Here is a 17,818-nt window from a genome sequence, read left to right on the forward strand (position 1 = left end):
ATCTTACGTTTAAAAGAACTCATTCTTTCTATTTCAAATAGTCCATCTATCCTTTACAATTCTTCCGATGAGCTTTGAGTTTTTTCAGAGCCCAATCATAGTGGCTTGACGTGCTACTAACAAAGTAGGAACCTAGACTTGTTCCGCCGGTCCACTTATAGCCACCTTTGGTAAAGAGTTCGTCATTGCTAAAAACTTCTATCAACTCTAAAACCTTCCTATGTGATTGTTCTTGGAGTCTAGTCGCTTCTTCTAAGGAGGTTTTCTGGTGCTTCTTCCAAAAAGCGACATTCATTTCTCCATAAGTTTTCCAAGTATAAGGTTCAGGGAGAAAAGGTCTTTCGTGACCTTCTTGATTAGAATGTACCCAAGTCAAAAGTAACTGCTGCCATTCATAAAGATGGATCAAGACATCCCGTAGATTTTTATCCCTTTTCCAGTGAGCTTCTTTTTTCTTTAGGTCTCTTGAAAAATCAAATGGAGTCTGTAGCTCATCTTCACTTAATTGAGAGATGAAGAGGTTAAGCTTTTCATAATTTTCCTTAGAGGCCAGCATTAGCTCCTCTTTTGTTTTCGGTCTATGCACAGGAGTACTCCTTTCATATCTCTAGTTATTATTAGAAATTTTTTATCCTTTAAATCTCTATAACTTATCCTTTAATTTCTCAACAAAGAGATAGGCTGCTGGACAGGTCAAAGTATTCTTAATCGTCAAATGGTTGATTTGATGAATTTTTTTACGGTCCGTATGGGGGAACTCTCGGCATGCCTTTGGACGAACTTCATAGATGGAACAGAGATTATCTCCTCCTAAAAAGGGACAAGGCATGGATTTAAAAACCTTATCACCATCTTCATCTACCTGCAGAAACTCCGCTTCAAAAGCTGGTAATTTCATCTTAAAATACTTGGCGATTCGTGTAATATCCGCTTCTTTAAAGTCCGGTCCCAATGTCTTACAACAATTGGCACAGGCCGTGCAATCAATTTCCTCAAAGACTTCTTGGTGAATCTGCTGGGCTATCTTGTCTAGGTTTTTAGGAGGTTTTTTCTTTAGATTGGCTAAAACTTTACGGTGTTCCTTCTGCTTTTGCATGGCTAGCTGGTGGTAATACTCAATATCAATTTCTTTAGACATGATTTCTCTCTTATTCTATTTGCTTCTCCTATTATATCATGCCTCTTCATCATTGAAAAGTGGACTTTACAAGACTATACTATTCCCGAATGTATCAAAAAACCTTGCAACTAGGTTACAAGGTTAATGACATTAATCGAAGTTAACGTATTCTTTTTGAAGTTCAAGGACTTCTTCCATTGTTGAACACTCTGTAAGGGCACGGTTTGCGTACTCTTCCATCTTAGCAGTATCCAATTTCTTCATCAAGCTACGTGTACGAAGGACTGATGTTGCTGACATAGAGAATTCATCCAAGCCCATTCCGACAAGAAGTGGAACAGCTTTTTGATCGCCAGCCATCTCACCACACATACCAGCCCATTTACCTTCAGCGTGAGCTGCCTTGATAACGTTGTTGATCAAGCGAAGGATTGATGGGTTATATGGTTGGTAAAGGTATGAAACTTGCTCGTTCATACGGTCTGCTGCCATTGAGTATTGGATCAGGTCATTTGTTCCAATTGACATGAAGTCTACTTCTTTTGCAAATTGGTCTGCAAGCATTGCTGCTGCAGGGATTTCAATCATGATACCAACTTGGATGTCATCCGCAACTGCAACACCTTCAGCAAGAAGGTTTGCTTTTTCTTCTTCATAAACTGCTTTGGCTGCACGGAATTCTTTCAAAAGGGCAACCATTGGGAACATGATACGCAATTGACCATGAACAGAAGCACGAAGAAGGGCACGGATTTGTGTACGGAACATTGCATCTCCAGTTTCAGAAATAGAGATACGAAGGGCACGGAATCCAAGGAATGGGTTCATTTCGTGTGGCATATCGAAGTAAGGAAGTTCCTTATCTCCACCAATATCCATTGTACGAACAACCACTGGTTTACCATTCATTCCCTCAAGAACAGCCTTGTATGCTTCATACTGCTCATCTTCTGTTGGGAAGTCTTGAGAATCCATATACAAGAACTCTGTACGGTAAAGTCCAACAGCTTCTGCACCGTTGTTGTTAACACCTTCAACGTCTTTTGGAGTACCGATGTTAGCAGCCAACTCGAAGTGTTTACCGTCAGCAGTCACTGTTTGAGCATCTTTCAAAAGTGCCCATTCAGCTTTTTGTTTAGCATAAACTTCACCAGCTGCTTTAAATTCTGCCGCTTGTTCATCTGTTGGGTTGATAATCACTTCACCAGTAATTCCGTTAACGGCAAGGATATCGCTGTCTTTCACTACTTCAGTGATGTTATTTGTTCCCAATACAGCTGCAATTTCAAGTGTACGTGCCATGATAGCTGAGTGGCTTGTACGTCCACCGATATTTGTTACAAAAGCTTTTACAAAGTTTTTGTCCAATTGAGCTGTATCAGATGGTGTCAAGTCATGCGCAATGACGATTACTTCTTCATTGATAGAAGCTGGGTTTGGCAATTTTTTACCAAGAAGGTTTGCCAATACACGTTTTGTCACGTCGCGGATATCCGCTGCACGTTCTTGCATGTATGGGTTGTCTTCCATACCTTCAAAGATCGTGATGAACATGTCAGTCACTTCTTTAAGACCTGCTTCTGCGTTGACTTTCTTAGCACGAATTGTTTCTTTAATCTGACCAATCAATTCTGGGTCAGAAAGAACCATCAAATGAGCGTCAAAAACTTGAGCCGCTTCTTCACCAAGCGTACCTACAGCTTTCTCGCGGATAAGAGAAAGCTCGTTTTGAGAAGCTTCAAGAGCAACATCCAAACGAGCCTCTTCTGCGTTTGTATCTTCGACTGAAATAGTCTCGAATGACAAATCCGGTTGAACGAGTAGATATGCTTTTGCAACTGCAACACCGTCAGATGCTGCGATTCCTTTAAGCATTTCTGTCATTTCCCTTATGCCAATCCTTCTTTTTCCATTGTTTCTGAGATTGCAGCGATAGCGTCATCTGCATCTGCACCTTCAGCTGAGATAGTTACGTCAGCACCTTGGCCAACACCAAGACTCATAACACCCATAATTGATTTAAGGTTAACTGATTTACCTTTGTACTCAAGAGTGATATCTGAAGCAAATTTGCTAGCAGTTTGCACCAACAATGTTGCTGGACGTGCGTGAATACCTGTTTCTGCCACTACGTGGAAATCTTTAGAAGCCATAGTTTGACTCTCCTTTTGTTCTTTCTTTTTTTGAGTTATATGTGATAACCCTTACAATTTGGTATTATACCATCTTCTAGGATTTTTTTCAAGCATTTTCTGGATTTTCCTTCAATTTCCTTTCAGATAACTTGCTGAAAATCTTCTATCCTAGATAACAAACACAGGATATAGTTTCTTCCAAAACAATTTATAGGATAATCATTGCTGTTTTATAAAACAAACACTATATATTGTGTTTTGTGAGCTTGACTAGAAAAGCAGACCACTATATTTAGTTCAAATCATTGACAAAATTTTATTTTCTGATATACTAAGATAGTATTAAATTTTGAAGAGGAGTTACACAATGGTAACCGTTTATTCTAAAAACAATTGTGTCCAATGTAAAATGACCAAGCGTTTCTTGGACAGTAATAACGTTGAATATAAAGAAATCAATCTTGATGAGCAGCCTGAGTACATCGATCAAGTCAAAGAGCTCGGTTTTAGCGCAGCTCCTATTATTCAAACACCAACTGAAGTCTTTTCAGGTTTCCAACCAGGAAAACTGAAACAATTAGCATAATCTTAGTACATCGTCCAGAAGAAACTGCTTCTAGGGCTAACTTAGAGGCCTTTCTTTTGTAATTAGATAAGGGAAATTTTATGGGATTAAAACATCTTGAAGACGTGACTTACTTCCGTCTCAATAACGAAATCAACCGTCCTGTTAATGGACAAATCATGCTTCATAAAGATAAGGAAGCCTTGGATGCCTTCTTTAAAGAAAATGTCGTTCCAAACACTATGGTTTTTGATTCAATTACTGATAAAATCAACTACCTCATTGAACACAACTACATCGAAACAGCCTTTATCAAGAAATACCGTCCAGAGTTCTTGGAAGAATTGGCTCAATTTATCAAAGACCAAAACTTCCAATTCAAGTCATTCATGGCAGCTTATAAATTTTACAATCAATATGCCTTAAAGACTAACGACGGTGAATATTATCTTGAAAGTATGGAAGACCGTGTCTTCTTTAACGCCCTTTATTTCGCTGATGGGAATGAAGCTGTTGCAATCGATATTGCCAATGAAATCATCCACCAACGCTACCAACCTGCTACTCCTTCCTTCTTGAATGCTGGACGTGCTCGTCGTGGGGAGTTGGTATCTTGTTTCCTAATCCAAGTGACGGATGATATGAACTCTATCGGACGTTCTATCAACTCAGCTCTTCAACTTTCACGTATTGGTGGTGGTGTGGGAATCACCCTCAGCAACCTTCGTGAAGCTGGTGCACCTATCAAGGGTTATGAAGGAGCTGCTTCAGGTGTCGTTCCTGTTATGAAGCTTTTCGAAGACAGTTTCTCTTACTCCAACCAATTGGGGCAACGTCAAGGTGCCGGTGTTGTCTACCTCAACGTCTTCCACCCAGATATTATCGCCTTCCTTTCAACTAAGAAAGAAAACGCCGATGAAAAAGTTCGTGTTAAGACCCTTTCACTTGGTGTTGTAGTACCAGATAAATTCTACGAATTGGCGCGTAAAAATGAAGAAATGTATCTCTTCAGCCCTTACTCTGTAGAAAAAGAATACGGTGTGCCATTCAACTACATCGACATTACTGAAAAATACGATGAATTGGTCGCAAATCCAAATATTCGCAAGACAAAAATCAAGGCGCGTGATTTGGAAACTGAAATCTCTAAATTGCAACAAGAGTCTGGCTACCCTTATGTCGTCAATATTGATACGGCTAACCGTGCAAATCCTGTTGATGGTAAGATTATCATGAGTAACTTGTGTTCTGAGATCCTTCAAGTCCAAGAACCAAGCTTGATCAACGATGCTCAAGAATTCCTTCAAATGGGAACGGACGTTTCATGTAACCTTGGTTCAACGAACGTAGTCAACATGATGACTTCACCTGACTTTGGTCGTTCTATCCGTGCTATGGTTCGTGCTTTAACTTTCGTTACAGATAGTTCGCATATCGTAGCTGTACCTACGATTGACCATGGGAATAGCCAAGCCCACACCTTTGGTCTCGGTGCCATGGGACTTCATAGCTACCTTGCCCAACAACTGATTGAATATGGTTCACCTGAGTCTGTTGAATTTACAAGCATCTACTTTATGCTTATGAACTACTGGACCTTGGTTGAGTCAAACAATATTGCGCGTGAACGTGGTATCACCTTCCACAACTTTGAAAAATCAGACTATGCTAACGGTAGCTACTTTGACAAGTATGTAACTGGCGAATTCCTTCCAAAATCAGACCGTGTTAAAGAACTTTTCAAAGATGTCTTTATCCCAAGTGCTGCTGATTGGGCTGAACTTCGCGAAAAGGTTCAAGCAGATGGTCTTTACCACCAAAACCGTCTAGCTGTTGCTCCAAATGGTTCGATCAGTTACATCAATGACGTCTCGGCTTCTATCCACCCGATTACGCAACGGATCGAGGAACGTCAAGAAAAGAAAATTGGTAAAATCTACTATCCTGCTGCTGGCTTGTCAACAGAAACCATTCCTTACTACACTTCGGCTTACGACATGGATATGCGTAAAGTGATTGATGTTTACGCCGCTGCGACTGAGCACGTGGACCAAGGACTTTCACTCACACTCTTCATGCGTAGTGACATTCCAAAAGGTCTTTACGAATGGAAGAAAGAAAACAAACAAACGACACGTGACTTGTCTATCCTTCGTAACTATGCCTTTAACAAGGGTATCAAGTCTATCTACTACGTCCGTACCTTTACAGATGATGGTGGAGAAGTCGGTGCCAACCAGTGTGAAAGTTGTGTGATTTAGTTTCTAGCATAGAAACACTATTTTTCCCTAAGCAGCACTGATAAAATCAAATCTACTATGTCATAACATAATTTATGTAACATTTTAAAAGTCGGGCTTCCGACTTTTTGTGCGATACTCCTATAGAATTATGGTAAAATAGAATAATTGTGAGTTCGCAATACTAAACACAGAAAGAGATTTCAAATGGAAACTTACTACAAAGCCATTAACTGGAATGCCATCGAAGATGTCATCGACAAATCAACCTGGGAAAAACTGACGGAGCAATTCTGGCTCGATACACGTATTCCCTTGTCAAACGACTTGGATGACTGGAGAAAGCTATCTAACAAAGAAAAAGACTTGGTTGGAAAAGTCTTTGGTGGTTTAACCCTTCTCGACACTATGCAATCTGAAACTGGGGTTCAAGCCCTTCGCGCAGACATCCGTACACCACATGAGGAAGCTGTTTTCAATAACATCCAATTTATGGAATCTGTTCACGCTAAATCTTATTCATCAATCTTTTCTACCTTAAATACTAAGGCTGAGATTGAAGAAATTTTCGAATGGACCAATACCAATCCTTACCTACAAAAAAAGGCTGAGATTGTCAACGAAATCTACCTAAACGGTAGCCCACTTGAAAAGAAAGTTGCCAGTGTCTTCCTCGAAACCTTCCTCTTCTATTCAGGTTTCTTCACTCCCCTCTACTACCTTGGTAACAACAAACTAGCCAACGTTGCAGAAATCATCAAATTGATTATTCGTGACGAGTCTGTTCACGGAACCTACATTGGTTACAAATTCCAACTTGGTTTCAATGAATTGCCTGAAGAAGAGCAAGAAAAACTCAAAGAATGGATGTACGACCTACTCTATACTCTTTATGAAAATGAAGAAGGCTACACAGAGAGTCTTTATGACGGTGTTGGTTGGACGGAAGAAGTTAAAACCTTCCTTCGCTACAATGCTAACAAGGCACTCATGAACCTGGGACAAGATCCACTCTTCCCAGATTCAGCTGATGATGTCAACCCAATCGTTATGAACGGTATTTCAACAGGAACTTCCAACCACGACTTCTTCTCTCAAGTCGGAAATGGTTACCTTCTTGGCGAAGTTGAAGCCATGCAAGATGATGACTACAACTACGGTTTGGACTAATACTCTACCACTCTTAACCATCAAAAAGTAAACTAGAAACAACAAAATAATAACTTAATAAAAATATCGAAAGCTTTGAAAATAAACCTCGATATTTTTGTTTTTGTTTTATTTTGTTGTTTTTGTATTTGAATGATGAGCTAGTTTATGGTAAGATAGTAGTAGGAAACGAGGTGATAATATGCTCAAACAAGAAAAATTAACCAAAATTTTAGAGATAGTAAATAGTAAAGGAACCATAACGGTTAAGCAGATTATGGACGAAATAGCCGTTTCAGATATGACTGCAAGGCGCTATTTACAGGAATTAGCTGATAAAGACTTGCTGATTCGTGTGCATGGTGGAGCTGAAAAACTTCGAACCAACTCCCTTTTGACTAATGAGCGATCAAATATTGAAAAACAAGCCCTCCAAACGGCAGAAAAACAAGAAATAGCCCGTTTTGCAGGCAGTCTAGTAGAAGAAAGAGAAACTATTTTTATTGGACCAGGAACAACATTAGAATTTTTTGCACGTGAGTTGCCTATTGACAATATCCGCGTCGTGACCAACAGTCTACCTGTTTTTCTGATTTTAAGCGAACGAAAATTAACAGATTTGATTTTGATAGGTGGAAATTATCGCGATATTACAGGTGCTTTTGTTGGCACATTGACCCTACAAAATCTCTCTAATCTCCAATTTTCTAAAGCTTTCGTTAGCTGTAATGGTATTCAAAACGGAGCTCTAGCTACTTTTAGCGAGGAAGAGGGAGAGGCTCAACGCATCGCTTTAAATAATTCTAATAAAAAATATTTACTCGCAGATCATAGTAAGTTCAATAAGTTTGATTTTTATACTTTTTATAATGTATCAAATCTTGATACTATTGTTTCAGATTCTAAACTAAGTGATTCAATCCTTTTTGAGCTATCTAAACTTACTAAAGTCATCAAGCCTTAATCAACTGAAAGATTCTGGGTAAGAACTCAATTTCAGAAGTAAATCTTCCCACAATAAAACGCATAATATCAAGGTTTTTCAACACCTGATATTATGCGTTTTTCTGTATCAAAGACTTTTTGCCCATTTGCTTTATCTGCCACCTCAAAGCTAGGCATTGAGAAACCTGCGACTCGCTTCCTAGTTTAAAGTTGCTCTTTGATTTTCATTGAGTATAAGCAACGTGATTAGATAAGAGTTTTGCAGAGTACTAGATATAAGATTTAAAACTTTTTTGGAAATTGGTTACGATTGTTGAAACGGCATAAAATCTGAATCAAAGGAGATAGTATCCCATTCTTCAGGACTGATAAAATTTAAAAAGATATTTTTAAATTCTTCCAGCTCATAATCTGAATGACAAATCCATTCTTTACCGGTCGAGACATACCATTTCCCAAGGCTTTTCAGTTCTTCATTCGTCAAACACGGTATTTGAGAACATTTTTAGAAATTTATAATATAAACTTTTTCATAAATAGATTGGATAAAATCTTTGAACATCTTTTCACCTCACTAGAATTCTATATCTAATGACTCATTCTACTAGTCAATCACTTGAGTTTCCGCTACTTTCTTGTACCAGTGAGCTGATTTCTTAGGATAGCGTTCTTGCGTTTCAAAGTCTACATAGAAGAGACCGTAACGTTTTTCATAACCGTTTGACCATGAGAAGACGTCCATCAATGACCAAATGAAGTAACCTTTTACATTAGCGCCATCTGCAATAGCATCAGACAAGACCTCTAAGTGTTGTTTCACATAATCAATACGACCATCATCGTAAACAGTGTTATCAACGAACTCATCTTTATAGCCGAGACCATTTTCAGTGATGTAAATCTTCTTGTAGTTGGGATAATCTTTCTTCACGCGCATGATTTGGTCATACAAACCTTGAGGATAGATAATCCAATCCCAATCCGTACGTGGCACATAATCAGGAGCTACACGACGACCAACACCTTTGATTTGGTATTTAGAGCTTCCTTTCTCACCTTTACCATTATGGATAATTTCAGTTTCTCCATCAAATGCTTCCATCCAGTCACTCATATAGTAATTGATTCCAAAGAAGTCGTTCAAGTCTTTTGCTGCTTCTAATGCTGTGAAATCTTCTTCACGAAGATCCAAGCTACCACCATTGACTGATAAGATATGGTTGACACCTTCCATCGTTTCAGATGAATAGCGACCTAGATAAGTTGCATCCAAGATAAATTTGTTATGGATAATGTCCTCCAACTCTGCCGCAATAACATCTGCAGGATTTTCAGGATCAAGTGGGTACTTGGTTGGGAGAGCGTGCACGACACCAATTTCCCCTTTATAGCCTTTCTCTTTATACAATTTTACCGCACGTGCATGAGATACCATCATATTATGGTGCGATTGGAAAACTTTGGCAAGGTCATACTGGATACCTGGAGGGAATTTACCAACTAAATATTGACCATCACCGATTGGCCCAATTTCATTAAAGGTTGTCCAATAATTTACTTCTGGAAATTCTTCAAAACAGAAAGCCGCGTAGTCTACAAAGTGTTCAATATTTTCACGATTTAAGAAGTCGCCATTTGAGTGAAGAGCTTCTGGCGTGTCAAAATGATGAAGAGTTACAAATGGCTCAACGTGACGTTTGTGACACTCTGCAAATAGATTATGATAAAATTCAACACCTTTAGCATTTACTTCACCATAACCAGTCGGGAAAATACGTGACCAGGCAATAGAAATTCGAATGCCATTGACACCATACTCTTCTGCCAACTTGAGGTCAACTGGGTATCGATTGTAAAAATCACTAGCTGGTTCTGCAGTGTACCAGTAGTTATCTTCAAGATATTTATCCCACGCAACTGGTCCTTTTCCATCAGTATGTGTAGCACCTTCTGCTTGATAAGCAGCTGTTGCGCCACCGAAAATAAAGTCTTTTGGAAGTGTTTTTGACATATAATTCTCCTTTTAATTAAAAAAGAAATAAGATGGAGAGGAGGCTAGTGAGGCTTTATTCTCCATCTCACTTCTTGTACTAAGTCACCGAATTGTGACATGAGAAGGTAAAAACAATATCTTTTTACCGACGAATTAACAAGGCGATTAGGAAATTCGCCATAGCGATTTCCGTAACGAGAGGAGACTATTTCACAGTCCCTATCGTTAACCGAATTGTGACATGAGGAGGTAAAAACGATATCTTTTTACCGACGAATTAACAAGGCGATTAGGAAATTCGCCATAGCGATTTCCGTAACGAGAGGAGACTGTTTCACAGTCCCTATCGTTAATCGAATTGAGCTTGTACGAATGCAAGAGCACCTTTTCCATCACGGGTTAATTTGATGTATTGAGCGCCTTCTGTCTTGGCAAGTTTAATACCGAGTTTATCGGTTTCTGCTTTCATGTCTTCAAAGTTTGAAGCAACTTGAGGGGCAAGAATAACTAGATCAAACTCTGGCAACATTTCACGGTGAGCACCATAGCCACCTGCTGCTGCTTTCACAGGAACATTGTACTCTGCTGCTGCCTTGTTCAAAGCATTTGCAAGGAGACCACTTGTCCCTCCACCTGCACAGAGAACGAGGACATTTGTTTCTTCAGTGATGGTATTTTGAGCTGCTTCTACACCTGCTTTTTCAAGAATAGCATCTGCTTTTGCAGTGTTGAAGTTTGCAGCAACTTTTTCTTTCAATTCATCATTAGATTTACCTGAACGCTCTTCTTCAAGAATTTGTTCATCATATACTTTAAGGAATGGGTAGTAAATGACTACGTCAACCACGATTAGAAGAGCAGCAAGAATGAATGATAGAACTTGGAAGTTCGTACCAAGAACTAGACCTAGTGGAGCTGGGGTTGTCCATGGTAGATTAGCAGTAAATGAATTCATTCCAAGAGTTTCAATGAAGAATTTAAAGATCCAAACGTTTGCGATTGGAGCAAAAATAAATGGAATGAAGAAGATTGGGTTCAATACAAGTGGTGCACCAAACAAGATTGGTTCATTTACACCAAAGAAAGTTGGAACTACTGAAGCACGTCCGATTGCACGGTTACGTTTTGATTTTGTCAACCACATGAACATGAATGGAACAACCAGTGTCGCACCAGTACCACCCATGGTAACGATAAACATTTGTGTACCAGAAGTAAGAATCTTGTCAGCGTGCATACCTTGTTGGAGAAGGTTCAAGTTGACTTCGGCATTTGCATAGGTAATAGCTGCGATTGTTGGTTCAACGATAGATGGACCATGGATACCAACAAACCAGAAGAAGGCAAAGGCACCAAATATAATGGTGATACCTAGATAGCCATCAGCTGCAGAGAATAATGGAGCAAAGAATTTACCGATTGATTCTGCCACACTTGCACCAACAAAATGACGTGCTAATAAGTCAAGAGCATAAAGAGAAACAACAGATAGAGTGAATGGAATCACATCTTTAAAGACTTGTGAGATATTTGGTGGAACTTCGTCAGGCATACGAATAGTGACGTTGTTCTTAACACAAACCTTATAGATTGCTACGGTAACAAAGGCAGCAAGGAAAGCTGAAAGCAAACCTTTTGTCCCCAAGAATCCAGTAGCAAGACCATTTTCGATAGGATCAGCTGCCAACATCAACAAACCAACAATTGCTGCCAACAATGTTGACATATAGTTGATTTGATTGGTTTTCTCCATGCTACGGTTTACTGAGTCAGTCAATGACTTGGCTGTTGTACCAGCTACCAAGAGAGCTAAAATACCCATTGAATAGCTGTAAGGTTTCATCAGAAAGGCTACAACTTCATCAGACCATTTAAAGCCCCATGAGTTTGGTACAAAGGCAATCAAGATAAAAATACTTGAGAAGAGAATAACAGGCATACCTGCAATGAAACCATCACGAATAGCGCGAAGATAGATATTACGAGATAGTTTCTCAAAGAAAGGCTTTCCTTTCTCGATAAATGCAATTAGTTTGTTCATTATTTAACTCCTCTCTTGTAGAGTTCGATTAAATGGTGCATCAAATCTTTTAACAAGATAGTTGTCATCAAGTGGTCTTGGCCATGCATCATGGTTACACTATAAGCTAAGTCCTCACCTGAAGCTTCCTTAGTCAATAGACTTGTTTGCGCGTGGTGAGCCTCTGCAATACAGCTACTAGCTTCCTCAACTAAGATATCCGCTTTAGCAAAATCACCAGCTTCAGCAGCCTTTAAAGCTTCCAATAGTTTTGAACGAGCATCGCCAGCATAGGCTACGATTTCAAAACCTAACAATGTTACTTCTTCTCTATTCATGATAGAATTCTCCTTATATAATTTTAAATAAATTTTTATGACAATAAACGTTGGATATGTAGAACTAGATAAACTCGTTCACTTTTATACAAATCAAGACCCGTATGTTGCGTAATCACATCATAGATCTTGGAACCAATCTCGAAGGCTTTTGGATAGGATTGCTTGATATGGTCTTCCATATCAAGAAGTGATTGGTTATCATCTCTAGATCTGTCTAAATAATCCAAGAAATAATTCAGATGAATCATAAAGCGATCATAGAAATGGGTATTCTCTTTGGTTCGTTGAATTGCATAGTCCTTTAAAACTTCTTCAACATTCCTGAGAATTTCTTTCCTCTTATCAATCGACTTAACTACTTCTACTTCATTCTCGCCTTCGGCATTGATGAAATGATAAGCAATTCGAATAATTTCGTCTTCAGGAAAATGATCTGCTAGTTTTTGACGATAAATTCCAAATGCTTCATTTGCGATTTGAAAAGCGACAGGATACTTAGCGGAAATATCTGGCAGATTACTATCCTTGTACCTTCCTTGTGCTAGAGCTTGGTAAGAACAGTAAATATGATCTGTCAAGGTTACATAGAGATACTCTTGAATCGGATAGTGATATTTCTTGGAAAGCTTATCAATGATTTCATAGGTCACTGTGATAAAATCAAGCGGAACATCTTTGAGGAGATCCATAAAGTTTTCTCTGGACTCTTCGGTCTTCATCCGAAAGATTTTCTCAACCTGATTTTCAGCAATCAAATCCCCTTTCTTCTTTCCAAATGTAATCCCCTTACCAATCACAATCACTTCTTCTCCTTTATCATTTCTGACAAGCGAGACATTGTGATTCATTGGATTTAGAATTCGATACATGTCAACCTCCTTTTATATATTAAAGGTATATGAGTATAAAAAATGACCACAAATGAACTAGAAAATTAGCTGATTTCTAATTCACCTGTGATCATGCCTAATATTACTTAGTAACACTCACCTTGTATTAACTTGTGATTTAAGTATATCACAAGCAAGTTATTTTGTAAACCTTTACATACAACTTTTTTTGAAAATTTTTAGATTCATGTTCCTAACCTCGAAGGACTTTCTTACACGCGTTCTTTCCATGAAGTCGCTGTTGTTTGAAGAACTTTGTTGAGTTCGTCAATGTTTTCAAAACCAGTTGTGCGAAGCCATTCGCGAGCTGCTGCTTCACCATCTTTGATGTAAGCTTCAACTGATCCAGCCCATGTTGCACGGCCACAAAGAACTCCGTTGAAGTTTGCACCTGATTCATGAGCAAATACAAGAGTATCTTGGAAGAGTTTAGCTGATACACCAGCACTCAAGTAGATGTATGGCAAGTTAGTTGCTTCATCTTGTGCTTTGAAGAAGGCTGCTGCTTCTTCACGTGTGTAAACTACTTCACCTTCAGCGAAGCCTTCAACATATTTAATGTTAACAGGAACTTCTACTTTCAAGACATCAATGTTAAAGCGTGGGTCTGAGAAGACTTTCATAGCACCAATAACTTTGTGTGGTTTTACTTTAGCGTATTCTACAGAACCTGCATCAGCAATTTTTTCATCGTAAGCAAGAATTTCAAGGAAGAATGGGATATCTTCAGCCACACATTCAGAACCGATACGTTCGATGTAAGCTTGTTTTTCTTGGTTAAGTTCGTCTGAGCTATCTACATCATAATAAAGCAAGAATTTAACTGCATCTGCACCTTCTTCTTTAATACGTTTTGCAGACCAAACATCCAAGCAGTCTGGTAAGCGTTTTGTGCTTGTTGTGTCATAACCTGTTTTTTCATAAGCAAGGAGAAGACCAGCTTTTTCATCAAGAGCTTTAGTTGCTGGAAGTCCATACTCAGGGTCAAGAAGCATTGATGAAGCGTATTTAGTCAATTCATCTGCTACCAAGACTTTCAGTTCTTCCATTTGAGCCACTGTTGGTTCTTCTGTTTGGTGTTGAGCCATGAGGCGTTTCAAAGCACCACGTTGGTCAAATGCAAGAGCTGAGATGATACCATTTTCATCAGAAAGTTTTTCTAAGCGTGCACGTTTTTGTTCTGTTAAAGCCATTTTATACCTCTTTTACTATTAATTGATCATATAGAGCTTGATAGTTGGCCATGTTGACATGACCAGTTATTTTTTCTTGAGCATTGAGCATACCAAGGACATTTGCCTTGATGAGTAATTCTGCATCCGATTCTTTGTGAAGAAGTCCTGAAGAAATTCCTGCTACAGTAGAATCTCCAGAGCCAACAGGATTTACTACCTGAATTCTAGGAATATCTACCTTGTAGAAAGTGTCACCATGTTTGGCAAAAGCACCGTTGGCACCGAGTGAAACCATAATCCATTCAATACCTGCAAACAAAGGTTCTTGAAGGACTTCTTTTAATTCATCCAAATCCTCAGAAACTTCTCTTCCTAGAAGCTGGGACAATTCCTCATTATTTGGTTTGATGACTGTTGGTTTATGTGGTGATTCAAGAACCGCCTGAAGTGCTGCACCAGAGCAGTCCAAAACAACAGGCTTGCCAGCTTGATTAGCAAGTTCTACCAAGCTCGCATAGTAATCAACTGGAAGGCCAGCCGGCAGACTACCTGAGATGGCTACTACTTTAACTGACTCTAAGAGTTTTTTGAAATGTTCCAAAAAGTCTTGACCTTCCTGTTCCAATACTTCAGGACCTTTTTCAAGAACTTCTGTTTGATTGTCACCGTGGAGAATAGCAATACAATTCCGAGTTTCTCCCTGAATTGAGAAGAAATCTTTCTTTACTTGATCATCGATATGTTCAACCAAAAACTCACCAAGTTTGCCACCCACTAAACCAGTAGCAAGAACAGAATCCCCAAATTCTGAAAGTACTCGGGTAACATTGAGTCCCTTACCACCAGCCGTTTTGGTTACATCAACCACACGATTGACAGTATCAATCTTTAACTCATCCAAGGGATAGGAAATATCAATGGATGGGTTCATTGTGACTGTTAAAATCATAGGTCACCCCTTAGTCGTGGTATTCTCCGCGATCCCATTTTTCAAGGAATTCAGTGAAGAAGTTTGCGTCTGTTTGTCGATCATTGTGACTTTCAACGTGTTCAATTTTCGCAATCAATTTTTTGTTTTCTTCAGATGGTTTATATTCAGCATGGATGAAAGCTTCGATGATATCACACATGAGCAATTCACCAGTAATTTTACCACCAAAACCGATAACGTTGGCATTCAATTGTTCTTTGGCATAAAGAGCTGTAGTCATATCACGAACCAAGGCAGAACGTACACCAGGAACTTTATTTACAGCATTGTTGATACCTACACCAGTACCACAGATACATACCCCAAGATCAGCTTGACCACTAGTTACAGCTTCCCCTACTTTTTTACCAAAGATTGGGTAGTGAGTACGTGTATGGTCATATGTACCAAAGTCAATGACTTCATATCCTTTTGATTTCAAAAATTCTGAAACCGCCATTTTTTCATCTGTTACGATGTGGTCACATCCAATTGCAATTCTCATTAGTTATTCCCTCCGATTAATTATATAAATCTAATATCATTTATCCCTACTCAAGAAAAATCAAGATTAGCTTAGGAAGCGAGCTGCAAGCATAACTGAAGTTAGCTAAAGTGAGCTGACAACAGATTATCTTGATTTTTGAAGAGTATTAGCACATTTTATTCAACATATCGACCCTAATTTGGTGACGTCCACCATCGTATTTACCGTTAACAAATCCTTTAGCGATGTTTTTAGCCAATTCATCACCAACAAGTTGTGCACCCATAGTGATCATACGTGAGTTGTTGTGACCACGAGTCATATAAGCTGAACGTTCGTCAGATACTTCTGCAGCAACCATTCCTTTGATTTTTGTTGCGACCATAAATGGACCAGCTCCATAAGCATCAATCACGATACCAAGGTTTTGTTCTTCTTTGTTTACTTCTGCAGCAACAGCGAGAGTCACATCAACAAAGTCTTGACCTTCAGCTGTAACATCCACAACGTGGAAATTTTCTTTTTCTAAGAAGTCTTTCACAACTTCTTTCAATCTCAAACCTGCAGCATCTGCACCGATAACAATAGACATATTGTATACTCCTTTTTATTTTTTCTATGCTGGATTCCAGCAGTGTATTGGCTGTCTTTAAAAAACAGTCAATTAGTCCTCACAAACATAATATACTACTATTGTTTGAAAAAGTCAACAGTTTATGTTTGTTTTTGTTATTTATTTTTTACTTTTTTATAAAACTTCTATCTCAAAACCTAATTCTTCAACCTGATTGGCTTCTAAGAGACGAACATTCTTCTTATCTTCTAAATGATCTCCTTCTTCAAGGGATGTTGACAAGCCAGACCATGGTTCAAAGGCAATGAAAGGTCCTTTATTCAAAGTTGACCAGATAATGAAGTTTGGAAACTCTGCAAAGTACACTTTCAATCCCTTATCATGTTTCCGAGAACGAAGGGCAATTGTCCTAGATTGTAATTCATCTAAGGTAACTGCATCTGTGCTAAACAAATCATAGCTGAGGTCTACTTCTTTTTGATATTCTAGCCATGGACTTCTATCTTGGAAATCCAACATACCTGTTTCTGGGAAAGGACGTGGAACAGAGCAAGTCTCTGCTTTCTCAAACTCTAAATAGTAATCTTCATAGACTTCATCATCCAGTAAGGGACAATTAAAGCCTGGATGTCCACCAATAAAGTAAGGCAGGACCTTGCTAGTTTCTTTATTGAAAATCTTGTATTGAGTCCGTATTGTCTTGCCAGTAAGGATATAAGTGATTTCTAGGCGGAAATGATAAGGGTAGTTCTGATAGCTATTCTCATCGTCTTCAATTGCAAAAGTTACACTATTGTCTGTCTGTTCAACTAATTCAAATTCTTTCTTTCGAACCAAACCATGACGAGGAATCTTTCCTTTGCTTTCTTGCCCGTTCTCATCTATATAAAGTGCTGTATCCTCTCTCAATGAACCACAAATGGGAAAGAGAACAGGAGCTTGTCCACTCCAATAAGTAGCATCCCCTTGCCACAAATACTCAAGTCCCTCGGCATCTTTTATAGAAGAAAGAGCCCCACCAAAACTGTTAAATTCAACTCTTAATTGTTCTGATTTTAATTCAATTATCATTATTTTCTCCGATTTCTTAATAGTTTATAAAAAACTAGGCTGTCACTCCTAATGGTATGACAACCTAGTTTCAACAATTTACACTCTGCGAAAATCCAATTCAAACTTCGTCAGCGTTGCCTTGCCGTAGATATGGTCACTGA

18 protein-coding genes are annotated in these 17,818 nt (G+C 38.7%); 4 read left to right on the forward strand and 14 right to left on the reverse strand.

The window, feature by feature from the left end; translation table 11 throughout:
- Positions 1 to 46: 46 nt before the first annotated feature.
- The 4 genes from HT685_RS01085 to HT685_RS01100 form a co-directional block, all read right to left on the reverse strand.
- On the reverse strand, positions 47 to 586 hold the full coding sequence (locus tag HT685_RS01085) for a ClbS/DfsB family four-helix bundle protein (RefSeq protein WP_084946567.1): 540 nt from the start codon (positions 584 to 586) through the stop codon (positions 47 to 49).
- A gap of 57 nt (positions 587 to 643) precedes the next feature.
- Positions 644 to 1,138, reverse strand: a complete 495-nt coding sequence (locus HT685_RS01090) for a YkgJ family cysteine cluster protein (RefSeq protein WP_049546639.1) — start codon at positions 1,136 to 1,138, stop codon at positions 644 to 646.
- A gap of 132 nt (positions 1,139 to 1,270) precedes the next feature.
- Complete coding sequence (ptsP, locus tag HT685_RS01095; RefSeq protein ID WP_173227045.1) at positions 1,271 to 3,004, reverse strand: phosphoenolpyruvate--protein phosphotransferase; 1,734 nt, start codon at positions 3,002 to 3,004, stop codon at positions 1,271 to 1,273.
- Positions 3,005 to 3,009: 5 nt separating this feature from the next.
- Positions 3,010 to 3,273: a phosphocarrier protein HPr gene (locus tag HT685_RS01100; RefSeq protein WP_000146947.1), complete on the reverse strand. Its 264-nt coding sequence runs from the start codon at positions 3,271 to 3,273 to the stop codon at positions 3,010 to 3,012.
- Between the two features lie 349 nt (positions 3,274 to 3,622).
- Here HT685_RS01100 and nrdH point away from each other — a divergent pair, with 349 nt between their 5' ends.
- From nrdH to HT685_RS01120, 4 genes are all read left to right on the forward strand, one after another.
- Positions 3,623 to 3,841 (forward strand): glutaredoxin-like protein NrdH, encoded by a 219-nt coding sequence (gene nrdH, locus HT685_RS01105; protein WP_000259242.1) that lies wholly within the window; start codon positions 3,623 to 3,625, stop codon positions 3,839 to 3,841.
- Positions 3,842 to 3,921: 80 nt separating this feature from the next.
- Positions 3,922 to 6,081 (forward strand): class 1b ribonucleoside-diphosphate reductase subunit alpha, encoded by a 2,160-nt coding sequence (nrdE, locus tag HT685_RS01110; RefSeq protein WP_173227043.1) that lies wholly within the window; start codon positions 3,922 to 3,924, stop codon positions 6,079 to 6,081.
- A gap of 186 nt (positions 6,082 to 6,267) precedes the next feature.
- The gene (nrdF, locus tag HT685_RS01115) at positions 6,268 to 7,230 is read left to right on the forward strand and encodes a class 1b ribonucleoside-diphosphate reductase subunit beta (protein ID WP_000451364.1); all 963 of its coding nucleotides are present in this window, start codon (positions 6,268 to 6,270) and stop codon (positions 7,228 to 7,230) included.
- Positions 7,231 to 7,411: 181 nt separating this feature from the next.
- Complete coding sequence (locus HT685_RS01120; protein WP_000917603.1) at positions 7,412 to 8,173, forward strand: DeoR/GlpR family DNA-binding transcription regulator; 762 nt, start codon at positions 7,412 to 7,414, stop codon at positions 8,171 to 8,173.
- A gap of 285 nt (positions 8,174 to 8,458) precedes the next feature.
- Here the strand turns inward: HT685_RS01120 and HT685_RS01125 are convergent, their stop codons facing one another.
- From HT685_RS01125 to HT685_RS01170, 10 genes are all read right to left on the reverse strand, one after another.
- Positions 8,459 to 8,638: a DUF3884 family protein gene (locus HT685_RS01125; RefSeq protein WP_173227041.1), complete on the reverse strand. Its 180-nt coding sequence runs from the start codon at positions 8,636 to 8,638 to the stop codon at positions 8,459 to 8,461.
- 120 nt (positions 8,639 to 8,758) lie between these two features.
- The gene (lacG, locus tag HT685_RS01130; protein ID WP_173227038.1) at positions 8,759 to 10,165 is read right to left on the reverse strand and encodes a 6-phospho-beta-galactosidase; all 1,407 of its coding nucleotides are present in this window, start codon (positions 10,163 to 10,165) and stop codon (positions 8,759 to 8,761) included.
- Positions 10,166 to 10,496: 331 nt separating this feature from the next.
- Positions 10,497 to 12,188: a lactose-specific PTS transporter subunit EIIC gene (locus HT685_RS01135; RefSeq protein WP_173227036.1), complete on the reverse strand. Its 1,692-nt coding sequence runs from the start codon at positions 12,186 to 12,188 to the stop codon at positions 10,497 to 10,499.
- Positions 12,188 to 12,505 carry a PTS lactose/cellobiose transporter subunit IIA gene (locus HT685_RS01140; RefSeq protein WP_173227034.1) on the reverse strand — a complete coding sequence of 106 codons (318 nt, stop codon included), beginning with the start codon at positions 12,503 to 12,505 and terminating at the stop codon, positions 12,188 to 12,190. Before HT685_RS01140 ends, HT685_RS01135 begins: the two co-directional genes overlap by 1 nt.
- A 35-nt stretch (positions 12,506 to 12,540) precedes the next feature.
- Entirely contained in the window at positions 12,541 to 13,377 is an 837-nt protein-coding gene (locus tag HT685_RS01145) for a transcription antiterminator (protein WP_173278904.1), read from the reverse strand.
- 233 nt (positions 13,378 to 13,610) lie between these two features.
- Positions 13,611 to 14,591, reverse strand: a complete 981-nt coding sequence (gene lacD / locus HT685_RS01150; RefSeq protein WP_001229114.1) for a tagatose-bisphosphate aldolase — start codon at positions 14,589 to 14,591, stop codon at positions 13,611 to 13,613.
- Position 14,592: 1 nt separating this feature from the next.
- Positions 14,593 to 15,522, reverse strand: coding sequence for a tagatose-6-phosphate kinase (locus tag HT685_RS01155; protein WP_173278905.1), 930 nt, complete (start codon positions 15,520 to 15,522; stop codon positions 14,593 to 14,595).
- A gap of 10 nt (positions 15,523 to 15,532) precedes the next feature.
- Complete coding sequence (gene lacB / locus HT685_RS01160) at positions 15,533 to 16,048, reverse strand: galactose-6-phosphate isomerase subunit LacB (RefSeq protein WP_001216914.1); 516 nt, start codon at positions 16,046 to 16,048, stop codon at positions 15,533 to 15,535.
- Positions 16,049 to 16,196: 148 nt separating this feature from the next.
- Positions 16,197 to 16,622: a galactose-6-phosphate isomerase subunit LacA gene (gene lacA / locus HT685_RS01165; protein WP_000029277.1), complete on the reverse strand. Its 426-nt coding sequence runs from the start codon at positions 16,620 to 16,622 to the stop codon at positions 16,197 to 16,199.
- 156 nt (positions 16,623 to 16,778) lie between these two features.
- Positions 16,779 to 17,675, reverse strand: a complete 897-nt coding sequence (locus HT685_RS01170) for an aldose 1-epimerase family protein (protein ID WP_173227028.1) — start codon at positions 17,673 to 17,675, stop codon at positions 16,779 to 16,781.
- Positions 17,676 to 17,818 lie beyond the last annotated feature (143 nt).

Origin of the sequence: Streptococcus sp. 5004 (genome assembly GCF_013276755.1) — a bacterium.
Lineage (GTDB): Bacteria > Bacillota > Bacilli > Lactobacillales > Streptococcaceae > Streptococcus.